At 53.7% G+C, this 13,908-nt stretch carries 23 protein-coding genes; 22 read left to right on the top strand and 1 reads right to left on the bottom strand.

Annotation, left to right across the window (positions count from 1 at the left end):
- The first annotated feature begins 2 nt into the window (after nucleotides 1-2).
- The 22 genes from DXA66_RS04580 to DXA66_RS04475 all read left to right on the top strand — a co-directional run bounded on the left by DXA66_RS04580 (nucleotide 3) and on the right by DXA66_RS04475 (nucleotide 12,386).
- Nucleotides 3-464, top strand: a complete 462-nt coding sequence (locus tag DXA66_RS04580; RefSeq protein ID WP_147365145.1) for a helix-turn-helix transcriptional regulator — start codon at nucleotides 3-5, stop codon at nucleotides 462-464.
- A gap of 130 nt (nucleotides 465-594) precedes the next feature.
- Nucleotides 595-945 carry a hypothetical protein gene (locus tag DXA66_RS04575; RefSeq protein ID WP_118527105.1) on the top strand — a complete coding sequence of 117 codons (351 nt, stop codon included), beginning with the start codon at nucleotides 595-597 and terminating at the stop codon, nucleotides 943-945.
- 1 nt (nucleotide 946) lies between these two features.
- Nucleotides 947-1,228, top strand: coding sequence for a hypothetical protein (locus DXA66_RS04570; RefSeq protein WP_118527103.1), 282 nt, complete (start codon nucleotides 947-949; stop codon nucleotides 1,226-1,228).
- Nucleotide 1,229: 1 nt separating this feature from the next.
- Nucleotides 1,230-1,508, top strand: coding sequence for a hypothetical protein (locus DXA66_RS04565; protein WP_118527101.1), 279 nt, complete (start codon nucleotides 1,230-1,232; stop codon nucleotides 1,506-1,508).
- Nucleotides 1,509-1,522: 14 nt separating this feature from the next.
- Nucleotides 1,523-1,759 (top strand): hypothetical protein, encoded by a 237-nt coding sequence (locus DXA66_RS04560; RefSeq protein ID WP_118527099.1) that lies wholly within the window; start codon nucleotides 1,523-1,525, stop codon nucleotides 1,757-1,759.
- 1 nt (nucleotide 1,760) lies between these two features.
- The gene (locus tag DXA66_RS04555; RefSeq protein WP_118527097.1) at nucleotides 1,761-2,495 is read left to right on the top strand and encodes a hypothetical protein; all 735 of its coding nucleotides are present in this window, start codon (nucleotides 1,761-1,763) and stop codon (nucleotides 2,493-2,495) included.
- Between the two features lie 2 nt (nucleotides 2,496-2,497).
- Entirely contained in the window at nucleotides 2,498-2,779 is a 282-nt protein-coding gene (locus DXA66_RS04550) for a hypothetical protein (RefSeq protein WP_118527095.1), read from the top strand.
- The gene (locus DXA66_RS04545) at nucleotides 2,776-3,435 is read left to right on the top strand and encodes a hypothetical protein (protein WP_118527093.1); all 660 of its coding nucleotides are present in this window, start codon (nucleotides 2,776-2,778) and stop codon (nucleotides 3,433-3,435) included. The genes DXA66_RS04550 and DXA66_RS04545 overlap by 4 nt, the downstream gene beginning before the upstream one ends.
- Entirely contained in the window at nucleotides 3,401-3,661 is a 261-nt protein-coding gene (locus DXA66_RS04540) for a hypothetical protein (protein ID WP_118527091.1), read from the top strand. Before DXA66_RS04545 ends, DXA66_RS04540 begins: the two co-directional genes overlap by 35 nt.
- A gap of 15 nt (nucleotides 3,662-3,676) precedes the next feature.
- Nucleotides 3,677-4,003, top strand: coding sequence for a hypothetical protein (locus DXA66_RS04535; protein WP_118527089.1), 327 nt, complete (start codon nucleotides 3,677-3,679; stop codon nucleotides 4,001-4,003).
- Nucleotides 3,993-4,805, top strand: coding sequence for a hypothetical protein (locus DXA66_RS04530; RefSeq protein WP_118527087.1), 813 nt, complete (start codon nucleotides 3,993-3,995; stop codon nucleotides 4,803-4,805). The genes DXA66_RS04535 and DXA66_RS04530 overlap by 11 nt, the downstream gene beginning before the upstream one ends.
- Nucleotides 4,802-5,134 carry a hypothetical protein gene (locus tag DXA66_RS04525; RefSeq protein WP_118527085.1) on the top strand — a complete coding sequence of 111 codons (333 nt, stop codon included), beginning with the start codon at nucleotides 4,802-4,804 and terminating at the stop codon, nucleotides 5,132-5,134. Before DXA66_RS04530 ends, DXA66_RS04525 begins: the two co-directional genes overlap by 4 nt.
- Nucleotides 5,131-5,343 carry a hypothetical protein gene (locus DXA66_RS04520; RefSeq protein ID WP_118527083.1) on the top strand — a complete coding sequence of 71 codons (213 nt, stop codon included), beginning with the start codon at nucleotides 5,131-5,133 and terminating at the stop codon, nucleotides 5,341-5,343. The genes DXA66_RS04525 and DXA66_RS04520 overlap by 4 nt, the downstream gene beginning before the upstream one ends.
- A 128-nt stretch (nucleotides 5,344-5,471) precedes the next feature.
- Nucleotides 5,472-5,681 carry a hypothetical protein gene (locus tag DXA66_RS04515; protein ID WP_223454326.1) on the top strand — a complete coding sequence of 70 codons (210 nt, stop codon included), beginning with the start codon at nucleotides 5,472-5,474 and terminating at the stop codon, nucleotides 5,679-5,681.
- Nucleotides 5,678-6,013, top strand: a complete 336-nt coding sequence (locus DXA66_RS04510; RefSeq protein WP_118527079.1) for a hypothetical protein — start codon at nucleotides 5,678-5,680, stop codon at nucleotides 6,011-6,013. The genes DXA66_RS04515 and DXA66_RS04510 overlap by 4 nt, the downstream gene beginning before the upstream one ends.
- Nucleotides 6,014-6,028: 15 nt before the next feature.
- On the top strand, nucleotides 6,029-6,556 hold the full coding sequence (locus DXA66_RS04505) for a DpnD/PcfM family protein (RefSeq protein WP_118527077.1): 528 nt from the start codon (nucleotides 6,029-6,031) through the stop codon (nucleotides 6,554-6,556).
- Between the two features lie 348 nt (nucleotides 6,557-6,904).
- Nucleotides 6,905-8,050, top strand: coding sequence for a tRNA guanosine(34) transglycosylase Tgt (gene tgt / locus DXA66_RS04500; RefSeq protein ID WP_005942084.1), 1,146 nt, complete (start codon nucleotides 6,905-6,907; stop codon nucleotides 8,048-8,050).
- Nucleotides 8,051-8,123: 73 nt separating this feature from the next.
- On the top strand, nucleotides 8,124-8,435 hold the full coding sequence (gene yajC, locus DXA66_RS04495) for a preprotein translocase subunit YajC (protein ID WP_005942086.1): 312 nt from the start codon (nucleotides 8,124-8,126) through the stop codon (nucleotides 8,433-8,435).
- Between the two features lie 75 nt (nucleotides 8,436-8,510).
- Nucleotides 8,511-8,906 carry a TIGR04086 family membrane protein gene (locus tag DXA66_RS04490; RefSeq protein WP_118527075.1) on the top strand — a complete coding sequence of 132 codons (396 nt, stop codon included), beginning with the start codon at nucleotides 8,511-8,513 and terminating at the stop codon, nucleotides 8,904-8,906.
- Nucleotides 8,907-8,931: 25 nt separating this feature from the next.
- Nucleotides 8,932-9,672 (top strand): hypothetical protein, encoded by a 741-nt coding sequence (locus DXA66_RS04485; protein ID WP_118527073.1) that lies wholly within the window; start codon nucleotides 8,932-8,934, stop codon nucleotides 9,670-9,672.
- An 84-nt stretch (nucleotides 9,673-9,756) separates the two neighbouring features.
- Nucleotides 9,757-11,169: a DNA repair protein RadA gene (gene radA, locus DXA66_RS04480; RefSeq protein WP_118527071.1), complete on the top strand. Its 1,413-nt coding sequence runs from the start codon at nucleotides 9,757-9,759 to the stop codon at nucleotides 11,167-11,169.
- Nucleotides 11,170-11,180: 11 nt separating this feature from the next.
- A complete protein-coding gene (locus DXA66_RS04475; RefSeq protein WP_118527069.1) occupies nucleotides 11,181-12,386 on the top strand; it encodes a tyrosine-type recombinase/integrase in 1,206 nt (401 codons plus the stop codon).
- 605 nt (nucleotides 12,387-12,991) lie between these two features.
- Here the strand turns inward: DXA66_RS04475 and DXA66_RS04470 are convergent.
- Entirely contained in the window at nucleotides 12,992-13,858 is an 867-nt protein-coding gene (locus DXA66_RS04470; RefSeq protein WP_243089027.1) for an N-acetylmuramoyl-L-alanine amidase, read from the bottom strand.
- Nucleotides 13,859-13,908 lie beyond the last annotated feature (50 nt).

Below are 13,908 nucleotides of genomic sequence, written 5' to 3'. Positions count from 1 at the left end.
GTATGCGAGCATCTGATATGGTACGCGCAGCCCTTGCTGGAGCCGGGAAGACTCAGAAAGAACTGGCCGAACACATGGGCTGGACCCCGCAGAACCTCAGCGGGCGGCTGAAGAACAACTCGCTCACCTTCGATGAGCTGTCAAAGGCTCTGCATTTTGCTGGTTATGAGGTCTCCATGAGTGATGCCAACGGTGCGGGCCTCCCGGAGCTGGGCAACAGCACCAGCCCCGCCGTAGCGCAGACCGTAGACGGCGTTCGATATGACACCCGGAAGGCAGAATCGCTCTGCTCGAACAAGGCCGTGATGTTCGAGGACTTCTATGTAGAGCTGTTCGAGGATGCCGCCGGGAACTACTTCACCGTCCTCTACCAGCTTTCTGGATGCCAGCATCATACCATCACCCCGGTCAGCCCCTACATCGCCAAGCAGTTCTGGGAAAGGTTCAGCCGTAAAGTAGTGTAAGCCTCCATAAAGTATCTTCGGAATACCGTAAAATTTTTTGTGAAAACTTCAGCATACGTTTGACTTACCAGACCGGTAAGCTAGAATGAAGATACGGAAAACAACTTACCAAAACACGGAGGATTTAGAAATGCTGAAGGTGAAAGAATACGCCAGCTTCGATAAGTTCGAGCAGGACGAACACCGGCAGGACGTTGATCTGGTTGCCATCGTGAACAAGCCGAACGGCATGGTTTGCGCCGACCTCATCACCGACTGCAAGATGTGGCAGACCGCAGTCAACCGCTTCTTCAAGGCGCTGGCCGGGGATAAGCGCTTCGATGGCTGGCAGGAAACCATCACGGAGTGCATCAAGGAAGGCTTCTGGCAGGACAAGGCGCTGACCGATGGCAAGTACACCGGCGGTTACTTCTGGGAGGTTGAAGACCTCGATGGCCGGTTCTACATCTGCCTGAATGTTGTCGGAAAGGAGGTTGCCTGATATGACGGTTCTGGACCACATGAAAGCCGCCGGGTATGACCCGAATGCAGCACGCAACGCGGATGATCTGCGGCGCATGGGGGCTGGTACGATGGAATGCGAGAGCATCCAGCTCCGTACGTTCCGCTGCCGCCCCTACCAGTACGAAGGTGAGATGTTGGCCGTAGAGGCCACCGCGATTGTTCCCTTTACGGATGGTACGCAGCGACCCTACCCGGACGGATGGCCGAGCAGCATCAAGGCAAGCGCAATGGCTTTTTTCAGGATTAAGGAGGATGAGTGATATGGCAAAGCGGATGATGAAGCTCACCGTTGAGGAAGTCCGGGCGAACATCCCGTACGACCTCATCTGCATGGTTCGCTACGGCTGCACTTGGAGCAGCGGTCGCTGCCGCAGGGCATGGCTGGCCGACTTCAGCAAATCGGAGCGTGAGGCCGCAGGGCGGCTGTTCCGCATGGCTCACAACTGGACGGTCGGCCGGGGCGTTCCCAATACCGTGCAGATGAGCCGGAAGACGTTCCACCTGTGGCAGAAGCTCGGTGACTTCTGCGCGTCCATCTGAAAGGAGAAGTCTGAATGGAAGAACGGAAATGGATTCTTGGCGATGACTTAGCAGCCTGCGATAACCTGCTGGACGGCATCACGTTTGAAGACGTGATTCTCGCAGTTCACTGCAACTGCCGCGTCATCAGCAGGGAGACCGTCACGAAGCAGTTCTTTGAAATCCTCGAACAGCGGCTCTTGGACATGAACGAATTGCTCAACCGCAACATTGACAGGATTGCTGAAGAAGCACGAAAGGGGAGAGAGTGATATGAAAAAAGTTGTTAGTCCGTGCTTCTGCAAGGTCTACACCCGCAGCGGTAATGAAGCTGCCGCACGGGCATTCTGCGAAATCCAGTTTGAGGATGGCAGACTCAGCATCACCGGCGTTATCGGCCCCATGCCGAGCGGCAACTGCCGTGGCGGTGCTGGTCAGTGCGTTGATGCAATCCGCAAAGGCCACCCCTGCGATGAATGGACGCAGGAAATGCTCGACAAGTTCTGCTCCATCTGGGACGAGTGGCATTTGAACGATATGCGGCCGTACTGCAAGCACCAGAAAGAACTTGGATGGAACAAGCTGGCCGTCACGCCTGTCACGCTGTACCACTATCGGCTGAACAGCAAAACCCTTCGGCGGCAGGAATCCATGAAGAAAAGCTCGTGGAAGATGCTCTGCGATGGCATGACCGCAGCCCTGAACGATAACCAGATCGAAGTTGCTAAGTTGCCGTACAGCCTTACGCTTCCTCATGAAATCTCCGGCGATGCAGCTTTGTATTACGAACCGCAGAAGCCTCTCTATCCCGGAATGGCTGGTGCGACCGAAACAAAGACCCTCGGCTGGCTCCATCCTGAGGAACACCCTGATGGCATTCTCGGCAAGCCCTGCCCGGTCTGCGGCTACAAGTACGGTCACTCGTGGTTGACGGAAGAAGTCCCGCAGGATGTGATTGACTGGCTGTTCAACCTGCCTGAGTCGCCCGTCGAACCGGCGTGGGTGTGATTATGAGCGACTATCAGCAACTTTCCATGTTCACCATGAACGTGGACCCGATTACTGCCACCTGCTGCATGGATGGATGCCCGGCACGGGCCAGTCCGGTGGAGCCGTGGATGGCGGCGCTCATCCCAGCCGGAGAATATGTGGTGCAGATTGCTGGGCATCCGCTGGTTCTGCGGCCCATGCCCGGTAGACAGGCCGACATCCAGCGTGGGCATGAATACTACCACTACATGATCGGCGGGCGGCTTTATGCCGGCACATTCGTTGGGAGGGATGCACGATGATGGACAAGATTGTGGTCACAGCGGCAGACATCGAAAAGCTCCTCGCATGGCGAGATGAGAACAACGATTTGGTTCGTTCGATGCCGGTTCCCCTGCGAGAGGTGGAAATCCAGATTGTCGAGAGTGGCATCTCCATCAAGTGCTTCCGCTCTGACAAGAAGCTGAAGCTCTACCTCGACAGCCCGGCCCGGAAGCTCGGCCACGTTGTCTTTGCTCCGCTGGGCAACGGCCTGTGGAAGAAGAAAGTAAGCACGCTTCCTGCGGACTGTAACCCCACCGAAACCGAACAGGGCGCTTTGACCGTGTACGGCTCCCTGATGGCGCTGATGGCGTATGGAGAGGTCGGAATCAGGGGTGAGAAATCCGCCACCTCAACAAAGGCTCCCGCCAAGCGCATAGGCTCCACAAAGCCGCATACAGCCAACACCACATACATCATTCACTCGGCCGGAAAACAGCTCACAGCGGTTCCCAGAGGCCACCATGCAAGCCCGGCTTGCTCCTTTACCGTGAGAGGCCACTTCCGCCACTACAAGAGCGGAAAGACGGTCTGGATTGCAGAGTACCGCAAGGGGACTGGCCGCAGCCGTGGAAAGACCTACAAGATTGGAGGTGATCTGGATGACCGAGAAGTCCGAATGGCAGTTCCTCGTTGATTACGTCAAGGATGACACGACAGACTTTCGCAACGCCGTCTGTCGCAGTCAGCTCATGGCCCTGTGGACCGCGTACTGTATGCACAATGACCTGTGCGTTGATACGAAGATGTACGATGCAACGCTTTTTGATTTGTGGCTTGCCGTTTCACTTGAGCAGCGACGTGCCTTGCGCATCTTCCGCTTCAGTGAGTTCGATAGTTGGATGAGCCAGTGGCTCGTATAAGAAAGGAGTTTTTATATGCTTATGTTTTCAAAAAATGTTCCTTATATTGCTCAGGCCGGGCTGCTCCTCTCGCTTGGCGCCGACAGTCACGCAAAGAAACTCATCAATGACGCGCTTGCCGAAATGACCGACGGCATTTGCGAATTTGCACAGGGCTATATGCGTGCTGATTTGCAGCTTGTTGTTGCAGCTCTGAAGGCCACAGTTGACGCGCTGGAAGCAGTTCTCAATGACGATGATAAAGCCTTCGCCGATGATGTGTACCATGGCATGAATATTGCATCTATCGACGTTTCCGCATTTGTGAGTCAGGCAAAGGAAGGTGATAGAAATGACCAATGAACGCGCAGCCGAAATCCTCAACCCCACCCATTATGAGGACTACGACAGCCTCGAAACCGTGCAGGAAGCCTGCCGGATGGGCATGGTGGCCCTGAAGTCGATGTCCCTGAAGAATAAAGCAGTCCTCATCAGCATTCGGCCGGGATGGTGCTGCCAAATCGCCGCAGGTAAAAAGACGGTCGAAATCCGCAGGAATGTACCGAGTCTCGATTTCCCGTTTCGATGCTATATTTACTGCACGCAGGCAACCCCGCTGCTTGCGTGGCAGGAACGATGGTCGCCTGACAAAAAAGCATTCCGTAAGGAAGTCTGGCCGGTTCATGGATGCGGGCGGGAAAGAGCCGAAAACCTCTTTGAATTGCTCAATGGAAAAGTCATCGGCACATTCGTCTGCGATAAAATCGACAGACTGGCCCATGTTGGTACGATGGGGAGCAATGAGCCTGCTAAACTGTACATTGAAACTCCCGATTTGCAGTACGAATACCCTGACGAACTGCTTCGGGCAGCTTGCCTGAGCGAAGCTGACGTCGAAGGGTATCTTAAAGGCGGCGATGGCTTTGGCTGGCATATCTCAGACCTGAAGATTTATGACCAGCCCAAGTCCTTGTCCGGCTTTTCTAGGCATGACTTTCGTGGCATGAACGGAACCGATGTCTGTGGAAATGAGAGCTGCGAGCATTATCAGCCGTCTGGAAGCTATATGCTCCCGCCGACCTGCGCAATCAATGGCTGCTGTTTGAGCAAGCCGCCCCAGAGCTGGTGCTACGTTGCTGAGGCAAAGGAGGACGACGCCTTATGAGTAAGAAACGGTATCTTGAAGCTGAGATGCTGAAAGAGTTCCTGCGCATGGGTATGAAGGTAGGCCATATCCACACATTACTGGATGTGGAGAACTATATCGACACCCAGCCAGAAGCTACCCCGCAGGAAGTGGCCGGTCAATGCTGGAGAAATTCCAAGTATGACCCGCCGACAGAAGCGGATGCTGACAGACTCGGAAGAATCATTGTTTGGGGAGCCGCGGTCAAGCATGTTGACATCACATATTGGGAGAATGCAATTTTTCACCCTGTGGACGTTCCGTTCTGGATGCCGTTGCCTGTAGCGCCGGAGGAAAAAGCAGAATGACACGTAAAGAAATGTTTGACCTCAGCATTGCAAGTGATGGATTTCGTGATGCGGTCAGAAAAGCGCTGTTTGAATGCTCCAAATTTCCGCCCTGCACCGAGCGAATGATTGTTGAGGGAAGACTGGCTGAAGCGCTGTATTTTTCAGAGCGGATGATGGAAAAAACGTACAAAGACCTTGAAACGGAGGGAAAAACTAATGTGGGCTGAAATGTCTGATGCAGCCAAGTGGCTGGCAGTTGGAGCTGCGATTGTCGCGGCCATTATCGTAACTGGGCAGACGTACCCGTTGTGGTTCTTTCTGATTCCGATGATCTGTTGATGAGGAGGTGCCGACCGTGGAACTGAAGAACAGCGAGCATTACAACGACCCGACGCCGTATGAGGCACACAAGAACATCCGCAAGGAGGAACAGCTTGAAGCTGCCCGGATGCGCACCATCAGCGCATTGGTCAGCGCATTGAAGCAGGTGGCCGATCTCGCCGGGTTCGAGATCGTGGGCCGGGTTGTTCTTATGGATAAGGATTCTGGGAGGATTTTCAGATGAGTACCCCAAAGTGCGAGATGTGCGGACGGGACATACCGAACGCCAAGAACCGCCAGAAGTTCTGCCCTGACTGCGTAAAGAAACGTCAGGCCGCACAATCCCACAAATCTTATCTCAAGCACCGCGAGCATTATCTGGAACGCAGCCTTGCTCAAGCTGAACGTCGGAAGCAGGAAACGCTGGAGGAAAGGATGCTGGAGGAACTTTTGCTCGCAAAAAGACCGGAACCGAAGTACAGCATCACTCAGGTGGTCGAAAAGGCAAAAGGCCTCGGCATCAGTTACGGCTGGTGTTCGTATCTGCTTTCGGTCGGAAAAGTCTGTATGGAATGAAAGGAGAGCGCTTATATGACGCTGATTACGAAGTCCGAAGAATTGATGGCCGTTTCTGTCCGGCAGGGTGTTGAGCTTGCCGCCATTGAGGCCAAAGTGCTGCTGGGCTATCTGGAGGGGCATGACTACAGCCTGATGATGGATGACAAGTTCCATCTCGCCCTGCATGACAATCAGGACGGCGAGAATGCCGACAACGATCAGCCGTACACCATCCGGGACTGCATCGACTTCTGTCAGGAGATGAACAGCGAGCTTCTTCTGGAGGAAGCGGGAAAAGAAGGCGGTGACCCGGACAATTTCAGCGAGCTTCAGAAGGACGAGCTGATTCTGGGCATGATGATGGAACGCGCAAAGGTAGCGCTTCCGCCCCGGACCAGCACCTACGATGTGGTCATCGTCGAATACCTGAAGAAGGTCGTACCCGTCGAAGCGGCGAGCTGGGAAGAAGCCAAGATGCTTGTCAACGAGGCGTGGGACAACGGAACCTACGTCTTGACCGCAGATGACTTTGCCGGGGTGAGCTTTACGCTCGGCCGCTGATGTCGTCCAAAAAGCAGTTGCATTATCGGTAAGCATCTGTTAGAATAGGGATATGCGGCACTATACCGAGCAAAAAGGCCCCACACGGGGTCTTTTTGCTGCACAGATACAAACAATCTTTGGCTGCAAAGGTAGCGTTTCAGACGGAACCAGTGGCACTCCTGCGTTTTGAAAATGCTCGCATTTTCGCTGCTTTCCATACCGGCATCCCGACTCCCGTCAGTATGGGGGATGCGATGCTGATTCTTTGATTATTTTTCCCGCTATTCTGTTGTTGATGAGCCTGATCCCGGGCTTTTTCATGAAGATCGCACGGCTGTTTTCCGTGCACAGAAAGGAACAAAAACTATGCCTTCTTTGACGACCTATAAGCTGCTCAAGCAGGAACACGATGCCCGGCGGGGCGAGTTCAAGACCGTGCACGGCACGGTGCAGACGCCCGCTTTTCAGAACGTGGCTACCGCCGGTGCTATCAAGGGCGGGTTGTCTGCGCAGGACCTGAAAGACATTGGCGCACAGGTCATGCTGTGCAACACCTACCACCTGCATCTGCGCCCTGGCGACAAGCTGGTAGCCGATATGGGCGGTCTGCACAAATTTACCCGCTGGAACGGCCCCATTCTGACCGACAGCGGTGGATTTCAGGTATTCAGTCTGGCAAAGCTGCGCAAGATCACCGAAGAGGGCGTGACCTTTGCCTCCCATCTGGACGGCCACCGCATCTTTATGGGACCGGAAGAGAGCATGCAGATCCAGGCAAACCTTGGCTCTACCATCGCCATGGCCTTTGACGAGTGCGTAGAGAACCCCGCACAGCACGATTACTCCAAGGCCAGCTGTGAACGCACGACCCGCTGGTTGAAACGCTGTAAGATTGAAATGGCCCGCCTGAAGCACGAGGGCATTTCCGTGAATCCCGATCAGCTGCTGTTTGGCATCAATCAGGGCTGCACCTTTGCTGATCTGCGTGTGGAGCACATGAAGCAGATTGCAGACCTCGATCTGGACGGTTACGCCATCGGCGGTCTGGCTGTGGGCGAGCCCACCGAGGTGATGTATGAAATGATCAGTCAGGTGGAGCCCCACATGCCCAAGGATAAGATCCGCTACCTGATGGGCGTTGGCACCCCCGGCAATATCATTGAGGCAGTTTCCCGCGGCGTGGATCTGTTTGACTGCGTGATGCCCAGCCGTAATGCACGCCACGGCCACTTGAACACCTGGGGCGGTATCATCAACATCAAGAATGCAAAGTATGAGCGCGATGAACGCCCTATTGATCCTGCCTGTGGCTGTCCGGTCTGCCGCAGCTATTCCCGCGCCTATATCCGCCACCTGTTCAAAGCGGAGGAGATTTTGGGAATGCGCCTTGCCGTCATGCACAACCTGTGGTTCTATAACCATCTGATGGAGCGCATCCGGGATGAGCTGGATGCAGGCACCTTCACGGCTTTCCACGATAAATATGTAAAGCTTCTGGATACCCGAATTTGAGAATAAGCCTTGCAACAGGTCGTTTAAAAAGGTATAATAAGCTTATCTGAATTTTGAGAGGAGATTTTGCCCCATGCAATTTCTGACTACCACTTCCGAAGGCTATATCAGCCTGTTCTTCACACTGGCTCTGATGCTGGTTCTGCTGTACTTCATGATCTATCGTCCCCAGAAGAAGCAGGAGAAGAAGGATGCCGCAATGCGCAGCAGCCTAGAGATCGGCGATCAGGTCACCACCATTGGCGGTGTCATTGGCCGTGTTGTTGCAATCAAGGACGATACCTTTGTTCTGGAGACCGGTGCTGACCGTGTGAAGATCCGCTTCACCAAGACTGCAATTTCCGCTGTTGAAAAGCTGAACATGGACAAGGCTGACAAGAAGTAAGCTTTTTCTTCAAACAATTAAGAGCATATCAAACGCGTCTTCCTGCATAGATTACTGGCAGGGAGGCGCGTTTTTATGTCTGAGAAAAAACTTTTCCCGGCGGAACTCCGGGTTCTTCTGCTGGCGGGGGCAGTCGGCGTTATGGTCACAGCGGGCTGGCTGGCCGCAATGGCAGCGCTGATGACAGCGCAGGGTTATTCTGGTGCCGCCGCACCGCCGCTGGCAACAGCAGCTGTTGGTGCAGGGAGCCTTTGCAGCGGTTGGATCGCTGCATTTTGCAAAAAGGAACGCGGCCTGCTGTGCGGGCTTGTACAGGGCCTGTTTTATGCGGTATTGCTCGTGGTGCTCAGCGTTCCTTCCGGTACGCTTACGGAAGAGCCGCCGCTGCTGCGGTTTGCTGTGCTGATCCTGTGCGGCAGTATTGGCGGATTGCTGGGCATGGTGACCCGGGAGAAAAAGCGCCGCAGCTGAACAAATAAAACAAGGAGGTTCGATCATGTGGGTCTATCAGCAAACCGAAATGCCAGCGCACTTGCCAGAAGCTGCGCAGCAGCTTCCCACAGGTGAAGCTGTGCTTCTGCCGCAGCCGCAGAAAACACTGCCGCCAGAACGCTCTGCACCGGAAGTGCCTTCACCGCTGCAGAGACATAACACGGAAACTCGGCAGAAAACCTGCTGGCTGCTCGTCTGTGCCTTTCTGATCGGCTCTGGCTCAGCTGGTGTGCTTCTGGCTTTCTGCGAAAAGCAGCAGCCGGACTGGCTGCAATATTACCTGCAAAGCTGGCGCGGCCTGTTTGCCGCTGCAGATCCACATACTGCGGCCAGCCTTTTCGGAACGGAATATCTTACGCTGGCTGCGGCCGCGACCCTTCTGTTCCTGATGGGCTTTTCCACACTGGGGCCGGTTTTGATTTTTTTGTTTACGATGTTCTATGGGCTGGGAAACGGGACGCTGTTTGTGCAGCTGCTTTCCGACACGGCACTGAAAAAAGAAACGTGGCTTCTGCTGCTTGCATTTCTGCCTGCGGCAGCTGCTTCTGCAGGGCTGTGCACGCTCGGCACAGATTCTCTGCGGGTGAGCAGCCAGATCCGCGTCTGTTCCTTTTTTGCAGCAGGGCCTGACCGGGAGATCGTCCGGCCACATGGATTCATCCGGCAGTATCTGCTGACGCTGACGTTATTTGTGCCGCTGTGCGGCATTTCTGCAGCGCTTGCAAGCATTGGAAGCAGGCTTTGAACAAGGGCTTTTCTTGCGGGTTTGCTTGTTATATGCTACAATAGAGAATAATAAAACCAAGACAATGTAACAGGAGCTTTTTTGATGAAGGAACCAAAACTGAAAACTGTATATGTGTGTTCCAACTGCGGCGAGACAAGCCCCCGCTGGATGGGCCGCTGCCCAAGCTGTGGCAGCTGGAACACGATGAACGAGGACGTTGTAGCGGAAGCCCCCAAAGCAGGTACGGCCGCAGCCAAACAGGCGGCAGCCGCCCGCCCGGAAGGGGTGACCACCCTGACCGCAAAACGCCTTTCTGAGATCAGCATGACCGAAGAAAAAAGCCGTATTCTGACCGGCATTTCGGAGCTGGACCGTGTACTTGGCGGCGGCATTGTGCTGGGCGGCGTTGTGCTTTTGAGCGGTGAGCCGGGTGTGGGCAAATCTACTATGCTTCTGCAGCTGTGCGGTGCCATTTCCAACCAGCACAGCGTTTTGTATATCACTGGCGAGGAATCGGTGCGGCAGGTCAAGCTGCGCGCTGCCCGGCTGAAAGTGCCGCAGGATAACATCTTTCTGGCAGCGGAGAATGATGTGGACGAGATCTGCGGCCTGATCGAAAAAGAAAAGCCGGATCTCGTGGTCATCGACTCCATCCAGACGATGCGCTGCATGGATATCTCGTCCTCCGCCGGTACGGTAAGTCAGGTCAAGGAAAGTGCGGCCCGCCTGCTGGCCGTGGCCAAAAAGCAGGAGATCCCCATGTTCATTGTGGGCCATGTGAACAAGGACGGTGCCATTGCAGGCCCCAAAGTCATGGAGCATATCGTGGATACGGTGCTTTACTTTGAGGGCGATAAAATGCTGCCGTACCGCATCCTGCGTGCGGCCAAGAACCGTTATGGCTCCACCAATGAGCTGGGCATGTTTGATATGACGGGGCAGGGCCTTGCTGAGATCGAAAACCCTTCACAGATGCTGCTGGAAGGCCGTCCTCTTGGCGTTTCCGGCAACTGTGTGGCCTGTACCATGGAGGGCAGCCGTCCTATTCTGAGCGAAATTCAGGCCCTTGCAACCAAAACCAATTTTCCAGCACCGCGCCGTGCCTGCAGCGGCTACGACTACAACCGCATGAATCTGCTGATTGCTGTGTTGGAAAAGCGCGCAGGATATTTCTTTGGCAACCTGGATGTATATATCAACATCGTGGGCGGCATTGCGTTGCGTGATACTGCCTGTGATCTTTCTGTCTGCTTGAGTATGGTCTCATCGCTGCTGGACAGGCCCGTCAGCGATAAGCTGATCGCCATTGGCGAGGTCGGCCTTGGCGGTGAAGTGCGCAGCGTACCCAATCTGGAACAGCGCCTGCATGAGGCAGAGCGTATCGGCTTTGAACGTGCGGTGATCCCGAAGCACAGCCTGAATCATCTGAACCCGGCAGATTATCCTGGAATGCAGCTGATTGGCGCGGCTTATATCACCGATGCGATCAATGCCCTGAAATCTGACCGCTTATAAGAGGAAAAACAATGTCGATCTATCTGGACGAGAAAAATCCCGGCAAGCACAAGTCCTTCGATGATGCTGCGCCGGACATTGTAGAATACGTCCGCTATCTGGAAGTGATCGCGGGCAAAAGCGCAAACACGGCGTTCAGCTACTACTGTGATCTGCGCGGATTCAGCCGTTTTATGAAGCGCCGCCGTGGGCTTGTGCCCGAAGACAGCGAGATGAAGGATATCGACCCCAAAGGGCTGGACACCGCATTCTGGGCCTCCGTAACAAAGGAGGATATCTACGAATATCTGTACTTTTTAAACCGCGAGTGCGGCAACAAAAAGTCCTCAACGGCCCGGCGGCTGGCAAGCCTGCACGGCTTTTATGATTACCTGGTCAATCAGGTCAACCGGCTGGATGCAGATCCGACTGCGGCCATCCACCCACCCAAACAGGATAAGGTACTGCCCAAATATCTGACGGCGGAGCAGTCCATGGAGTTATTGGAAAGCACGCAGACCCAAAGCGATTTTCCGGAGCGGGATTATTGCATGGTGACGCTGTTTTTGAACTGTGGAATGCGTCTGGCAGAGCTTGTCGGCATGAATCTGGACGACATTGATTTGGAAAACCGCCAGATACGCCTGTTTGGCAAGGGCCACAAGGAGCGCATGGTTTATCTGAATGATGCCTGCATGGAAGCATTGCGGCTGTATCTGGGCAAACGCAATACGATGGATGGGCTTCTGCCGCAGGAAAAGGCGGTCTTTATTACCCGACGGCGCAAAGAGCGTATCTCGAACCGCAGGGTAGAACAGCTAGTGACCGGTGCAATGAAAGCAGCCGGATTAAAAGGCTTTTCCACACATAAGCTGCGCCACACTGCCGCAACTCTGATGTATCAGACCGGCAATGTAGATATCCTTACACTCAAGCAGCTTTTGGGCCACAGCAACGTGTCTACCACACAAATTTATACGCACCTACAGGAATTTCAGGTGCGCGCGGCTATTGAAGAAAACCCGCTGGGCAAGGTCAAAAAGCCCAAAGCATCTTCTCACATCTTGGATACAACAGAAAAGGAAACAGGGGAGACAGCAGAGGATTCAGCTCTGGATGAGGAACTTTCGTCTGCGCCCATGAAAGCCTTCGAGGGTGCGGCTCAGGATGGCATCGGGCTGGATACTTCCGTGCTTGCAATGAAGCCTGATGCGAACGCTGGAAACGGAAATTCCTGAACCACATAAGAATACCCATAAAATGGAACGATACCGTCTGTGACGCGTCCAAAGTGCGGACATGTCATCGGCGGTATTTTTATAGATATATTTATATAAATATAAATAATGGAATGATAAGCTGTGATCTGGCCAGCGATTTGAAATCGTACGAGCAAATGGTCGTTCACAGAAAAATAAAAAGATCAGAATGACCACAGAACTTATAGCGACATAAAAAGAGAATCTGGAAAAATAAAATGCAAGCGCGCATGGCAGCGGCAGACTGTGCAGCTTTGTAATTTGTAAGTCCATAAAAAGATTGTAGCACCAAAATACAAATGTGAGACACAAAAATATAAAAAAGCAAAAGTTGAATCATACGGTATTACAGATGGCTGCAGATCCGCAGGTCGCAGAAAAAGGCCAGATTCAGGAAAATAGAGATTTTTCGCTTCCCTACATTTCGCATAACGTGCATTATACGAAAATCATGTAATCGAAAAATAAGACCGCCCTTCTCTTCTGGTTATGAGTTCAGCGGTCTTAAAATACGGATGGCTGTATGGTGTTGGGTTCAGAATGTTATCGCTTCTTCTCCCTTGGTGATGCTATGCTGATACTTTTTAATTTAAAGTGAACCCGGCAAGCTGCTCGGCCTGCGGCTGTGTGCCAAAGTATGCACAGATCGCTTCGTAATAAACGCGGGCTGTTTTTTTACAACCTTCTTCGCTGCCGAACTGTGCAACATCTGCTTCATTCGTTACAAAGCATTGCTCTGCCAGCACTGCCGGACAATTTACATCTTCCAGCAACGTAAAGCTTCGCTCTGCACGCACCTCGGTGTGGGTGCTTTCCACCAGTTGCTTCTGATCGTTTTCCAGATAATAAATGTATCGGACTCCCCCGCGCCCACGCAGAGATGCCCCTGCAGCCTGCATTCCTTTGGCAAGCAGCTGCGCAAAGTAAAAGCTTTCCTGATGCCAAGTCCGGCCCGGCACTGCCGGATAGCACTCAAAGCCGGATGCAGTGGAGCCGTTTGCAGCTGAGTTGCCGTGGATGGAAAGCAGCAGCTGCGGTGCCTGTTCGTCCGCTCTGGCGGCACGCTGGGCGGGCGTAGTGGTTTCATCAAAGCTGTCACGGGTCTGCAGCGGAATAAAATTAGAGTCCTGCTGCAGCAGCCGGATCAGTTCCGAGGCGGTTGCTGCGGTCATATCTTTTTCTTCGATCACTCCCCTTGCACCCGGGTCTGCTCCACCGTGCCCGGCATCGATCACCACGCGGTAAGGCGGATCACCGACCTGCGGACGAAATTCTTCACTGGCGATGCTTTCCGCTGGCTGAGCTGTCTGCAGAGTCAGCGCTGCATGCCAGAGTGAGCTGCCAAACCAGATGCCCACTGCGCAAAAAAGCAGAATGACCGTATTTTTGAGCACATGAGAAGTCTGTTTTCGTCTTTTTGAGTGCGCGGCTTTGGAATATCGTTTTGCCATTTTGGCTTACATCCTTATATTAGTATTCTTTATAGAATACGATCCTGCTC

The sequence above is a fragment of the Faecalibacterium sp. OF03-6AC genome, assembly GCF_003478175.1.
GTDB classification, from domain to species: Bacteria; Bacillota; Clostridia; order Oscillospirales; family Ruminococcaceae; genus Faecalibacterium; species Faecalibacterium taiwanense.
The sequence above is the reverse complement of the archived record's forward strand: the minus strand, read 5'-3'. Positions and strand labels throughout refer to the sequence as shown.

Coding starts and splice junctions, on each gene's coding strand:
- DXA66_RS04555 (WP_118527097.1), top strand. CDS start 1,761: ATGAAAAAAGTTGTTAGTCCGTGCTTCTGCAAGGTCTACACCCGCAGC.
- DXA66_RS04510 (WP_118527079.1), top strand. CDS start 5,678: ATGAGTACCCCAAAGTGCGAGATGTGCGGACGGGACATACCGAACGCC.
- DXA66_RS04485 (WP_118527073.1), top strand. CDS start 8,932: ATGTGGGTCTATCAGCAAACCGAAATGCCAGCGCACTTGCCAGAAGCT.
- DXA66_RS04475 (WP_118527069.1), top strand. CDS start 11,181: ATGTCGATCTATCTGGACGAGAAAAATCCCGGCAAGCACAAGTCCTTC.
- DXA66_RS04490 (WP_118527075.1), top strand. CDS start 8,511: ATGTCTGAGAAAAAACTTTTCCCGGCGGAACTCCGGGTTCTTCTGCTG.
- DXA66_RS04505 (WP_118527077.1), top strand. CDS start 6,029: ATGACGCTGATTACGAAGTCCGAAGAATTGATGGCCGTTTCTGTCCGG.
- DXA66_RS04570 (WP_118527103.1), top strand. CDS start 947: ATGACGGTTCTGGACCACATGAAAGCCGCCGGGTATGACCCGAATGCA.
- radA (WP_118527071.1), top strand. CDS start 9,757: ATGAAGGAACCAAAACTGAAAACTGTATATGTGTGTTCCAACTGCGGC.
- DXA66_RS04525 (WP_118527085.1), top strand. CDS start 4,802: ATGAGTAAGAAACGGTATCTTGAAGCTGAGATGCTGAAAGAGTTCCTG.
- DXA66_RS04530 (WP_118527087.1), top strand. CDS start 3,993: ATGACCAATGAACGCGCAGCCGAAATCCTCAACCCCACCCATTATGAG.
- tgt (WP_005942084.1), top strand. CDS start 6,905: ATGCCTTCTTTGACGACCTATAAGCTGCTCAAGCAGGAACACGATGCC.
- DXA66_RS04520 (WP_118527083.1), top strand. CDS start 5,131: ATGACACGTAAAGAAATGTTTGACCTCAGCATTGCAAGTGATGGATTT.
- DXA66_RS04540 (WP_118527091.1), top strand. CDS start 3,401: ATGACCGAGAAGTCCGAATGGCAGTTCCTCGTTGATTACGTCAAGGAT.
- DXA66_RS04545 (WP_118527093.1), top strand. CDS start 2,776: ATGATGGACAAGATTGTGGTCACAGCGGCAGACATCGAAAAGCTCCTC.
- DXA66_RS04575 (WP_118527105.1), top strand. CDS start 595: ATGCTGAAGGTGAAAGAATACGCCAGCTTCGATAAGTTCGAGCAGGAC.
- DXA66_RS04470 (WP_243089027.1), bottom strand. CDS start 13,858: ATGGCAAAACGATATTCCAAAGCCGCGCACTCAAAAAGACGAAAACAG.
- DXA66_RS04565 (WP_118527101.1), top strand. CDS start 1,230: ATGGCAAAGCGGATGATGAAGCTCACCGTTGAGGAAGTCCGGGCGAAC.
- DXA66_RS04550 (WP_118527095.1), top strand. CDS start 2,498: ATGAGCGACTATCAGCAACTTTCCATGTTCACCATGAACGTGGACCCG.
- yajC (WP_005942086.1), top strand. CDS start 8,124: ATGCAATTTCTGACTACCACTTCCGAAGGCTATATCAGCCTGTTCTTC.
- DXA66_RS04535 (WP_118527089.1), top strand. CDS start 3,677: ATGCTTATGTTTTCAAAAAATGTTCCTTATATTGCTCAGGCCGGGCTG.
- DXA66_RS04580 (WP_147365145.1), top strand. CDS start 3: ATGCGAGCATCTGATATGGTACGCGCAGCCCTTGCTGGAGCCGGGAAG.
- DXA66_RS04560 (WP_118527099.1), top strand. CDS start 1,523: ATGGAAGAACGGAAATGGATTCTTGGCGATGACTTAGCAGCCTGCGAT.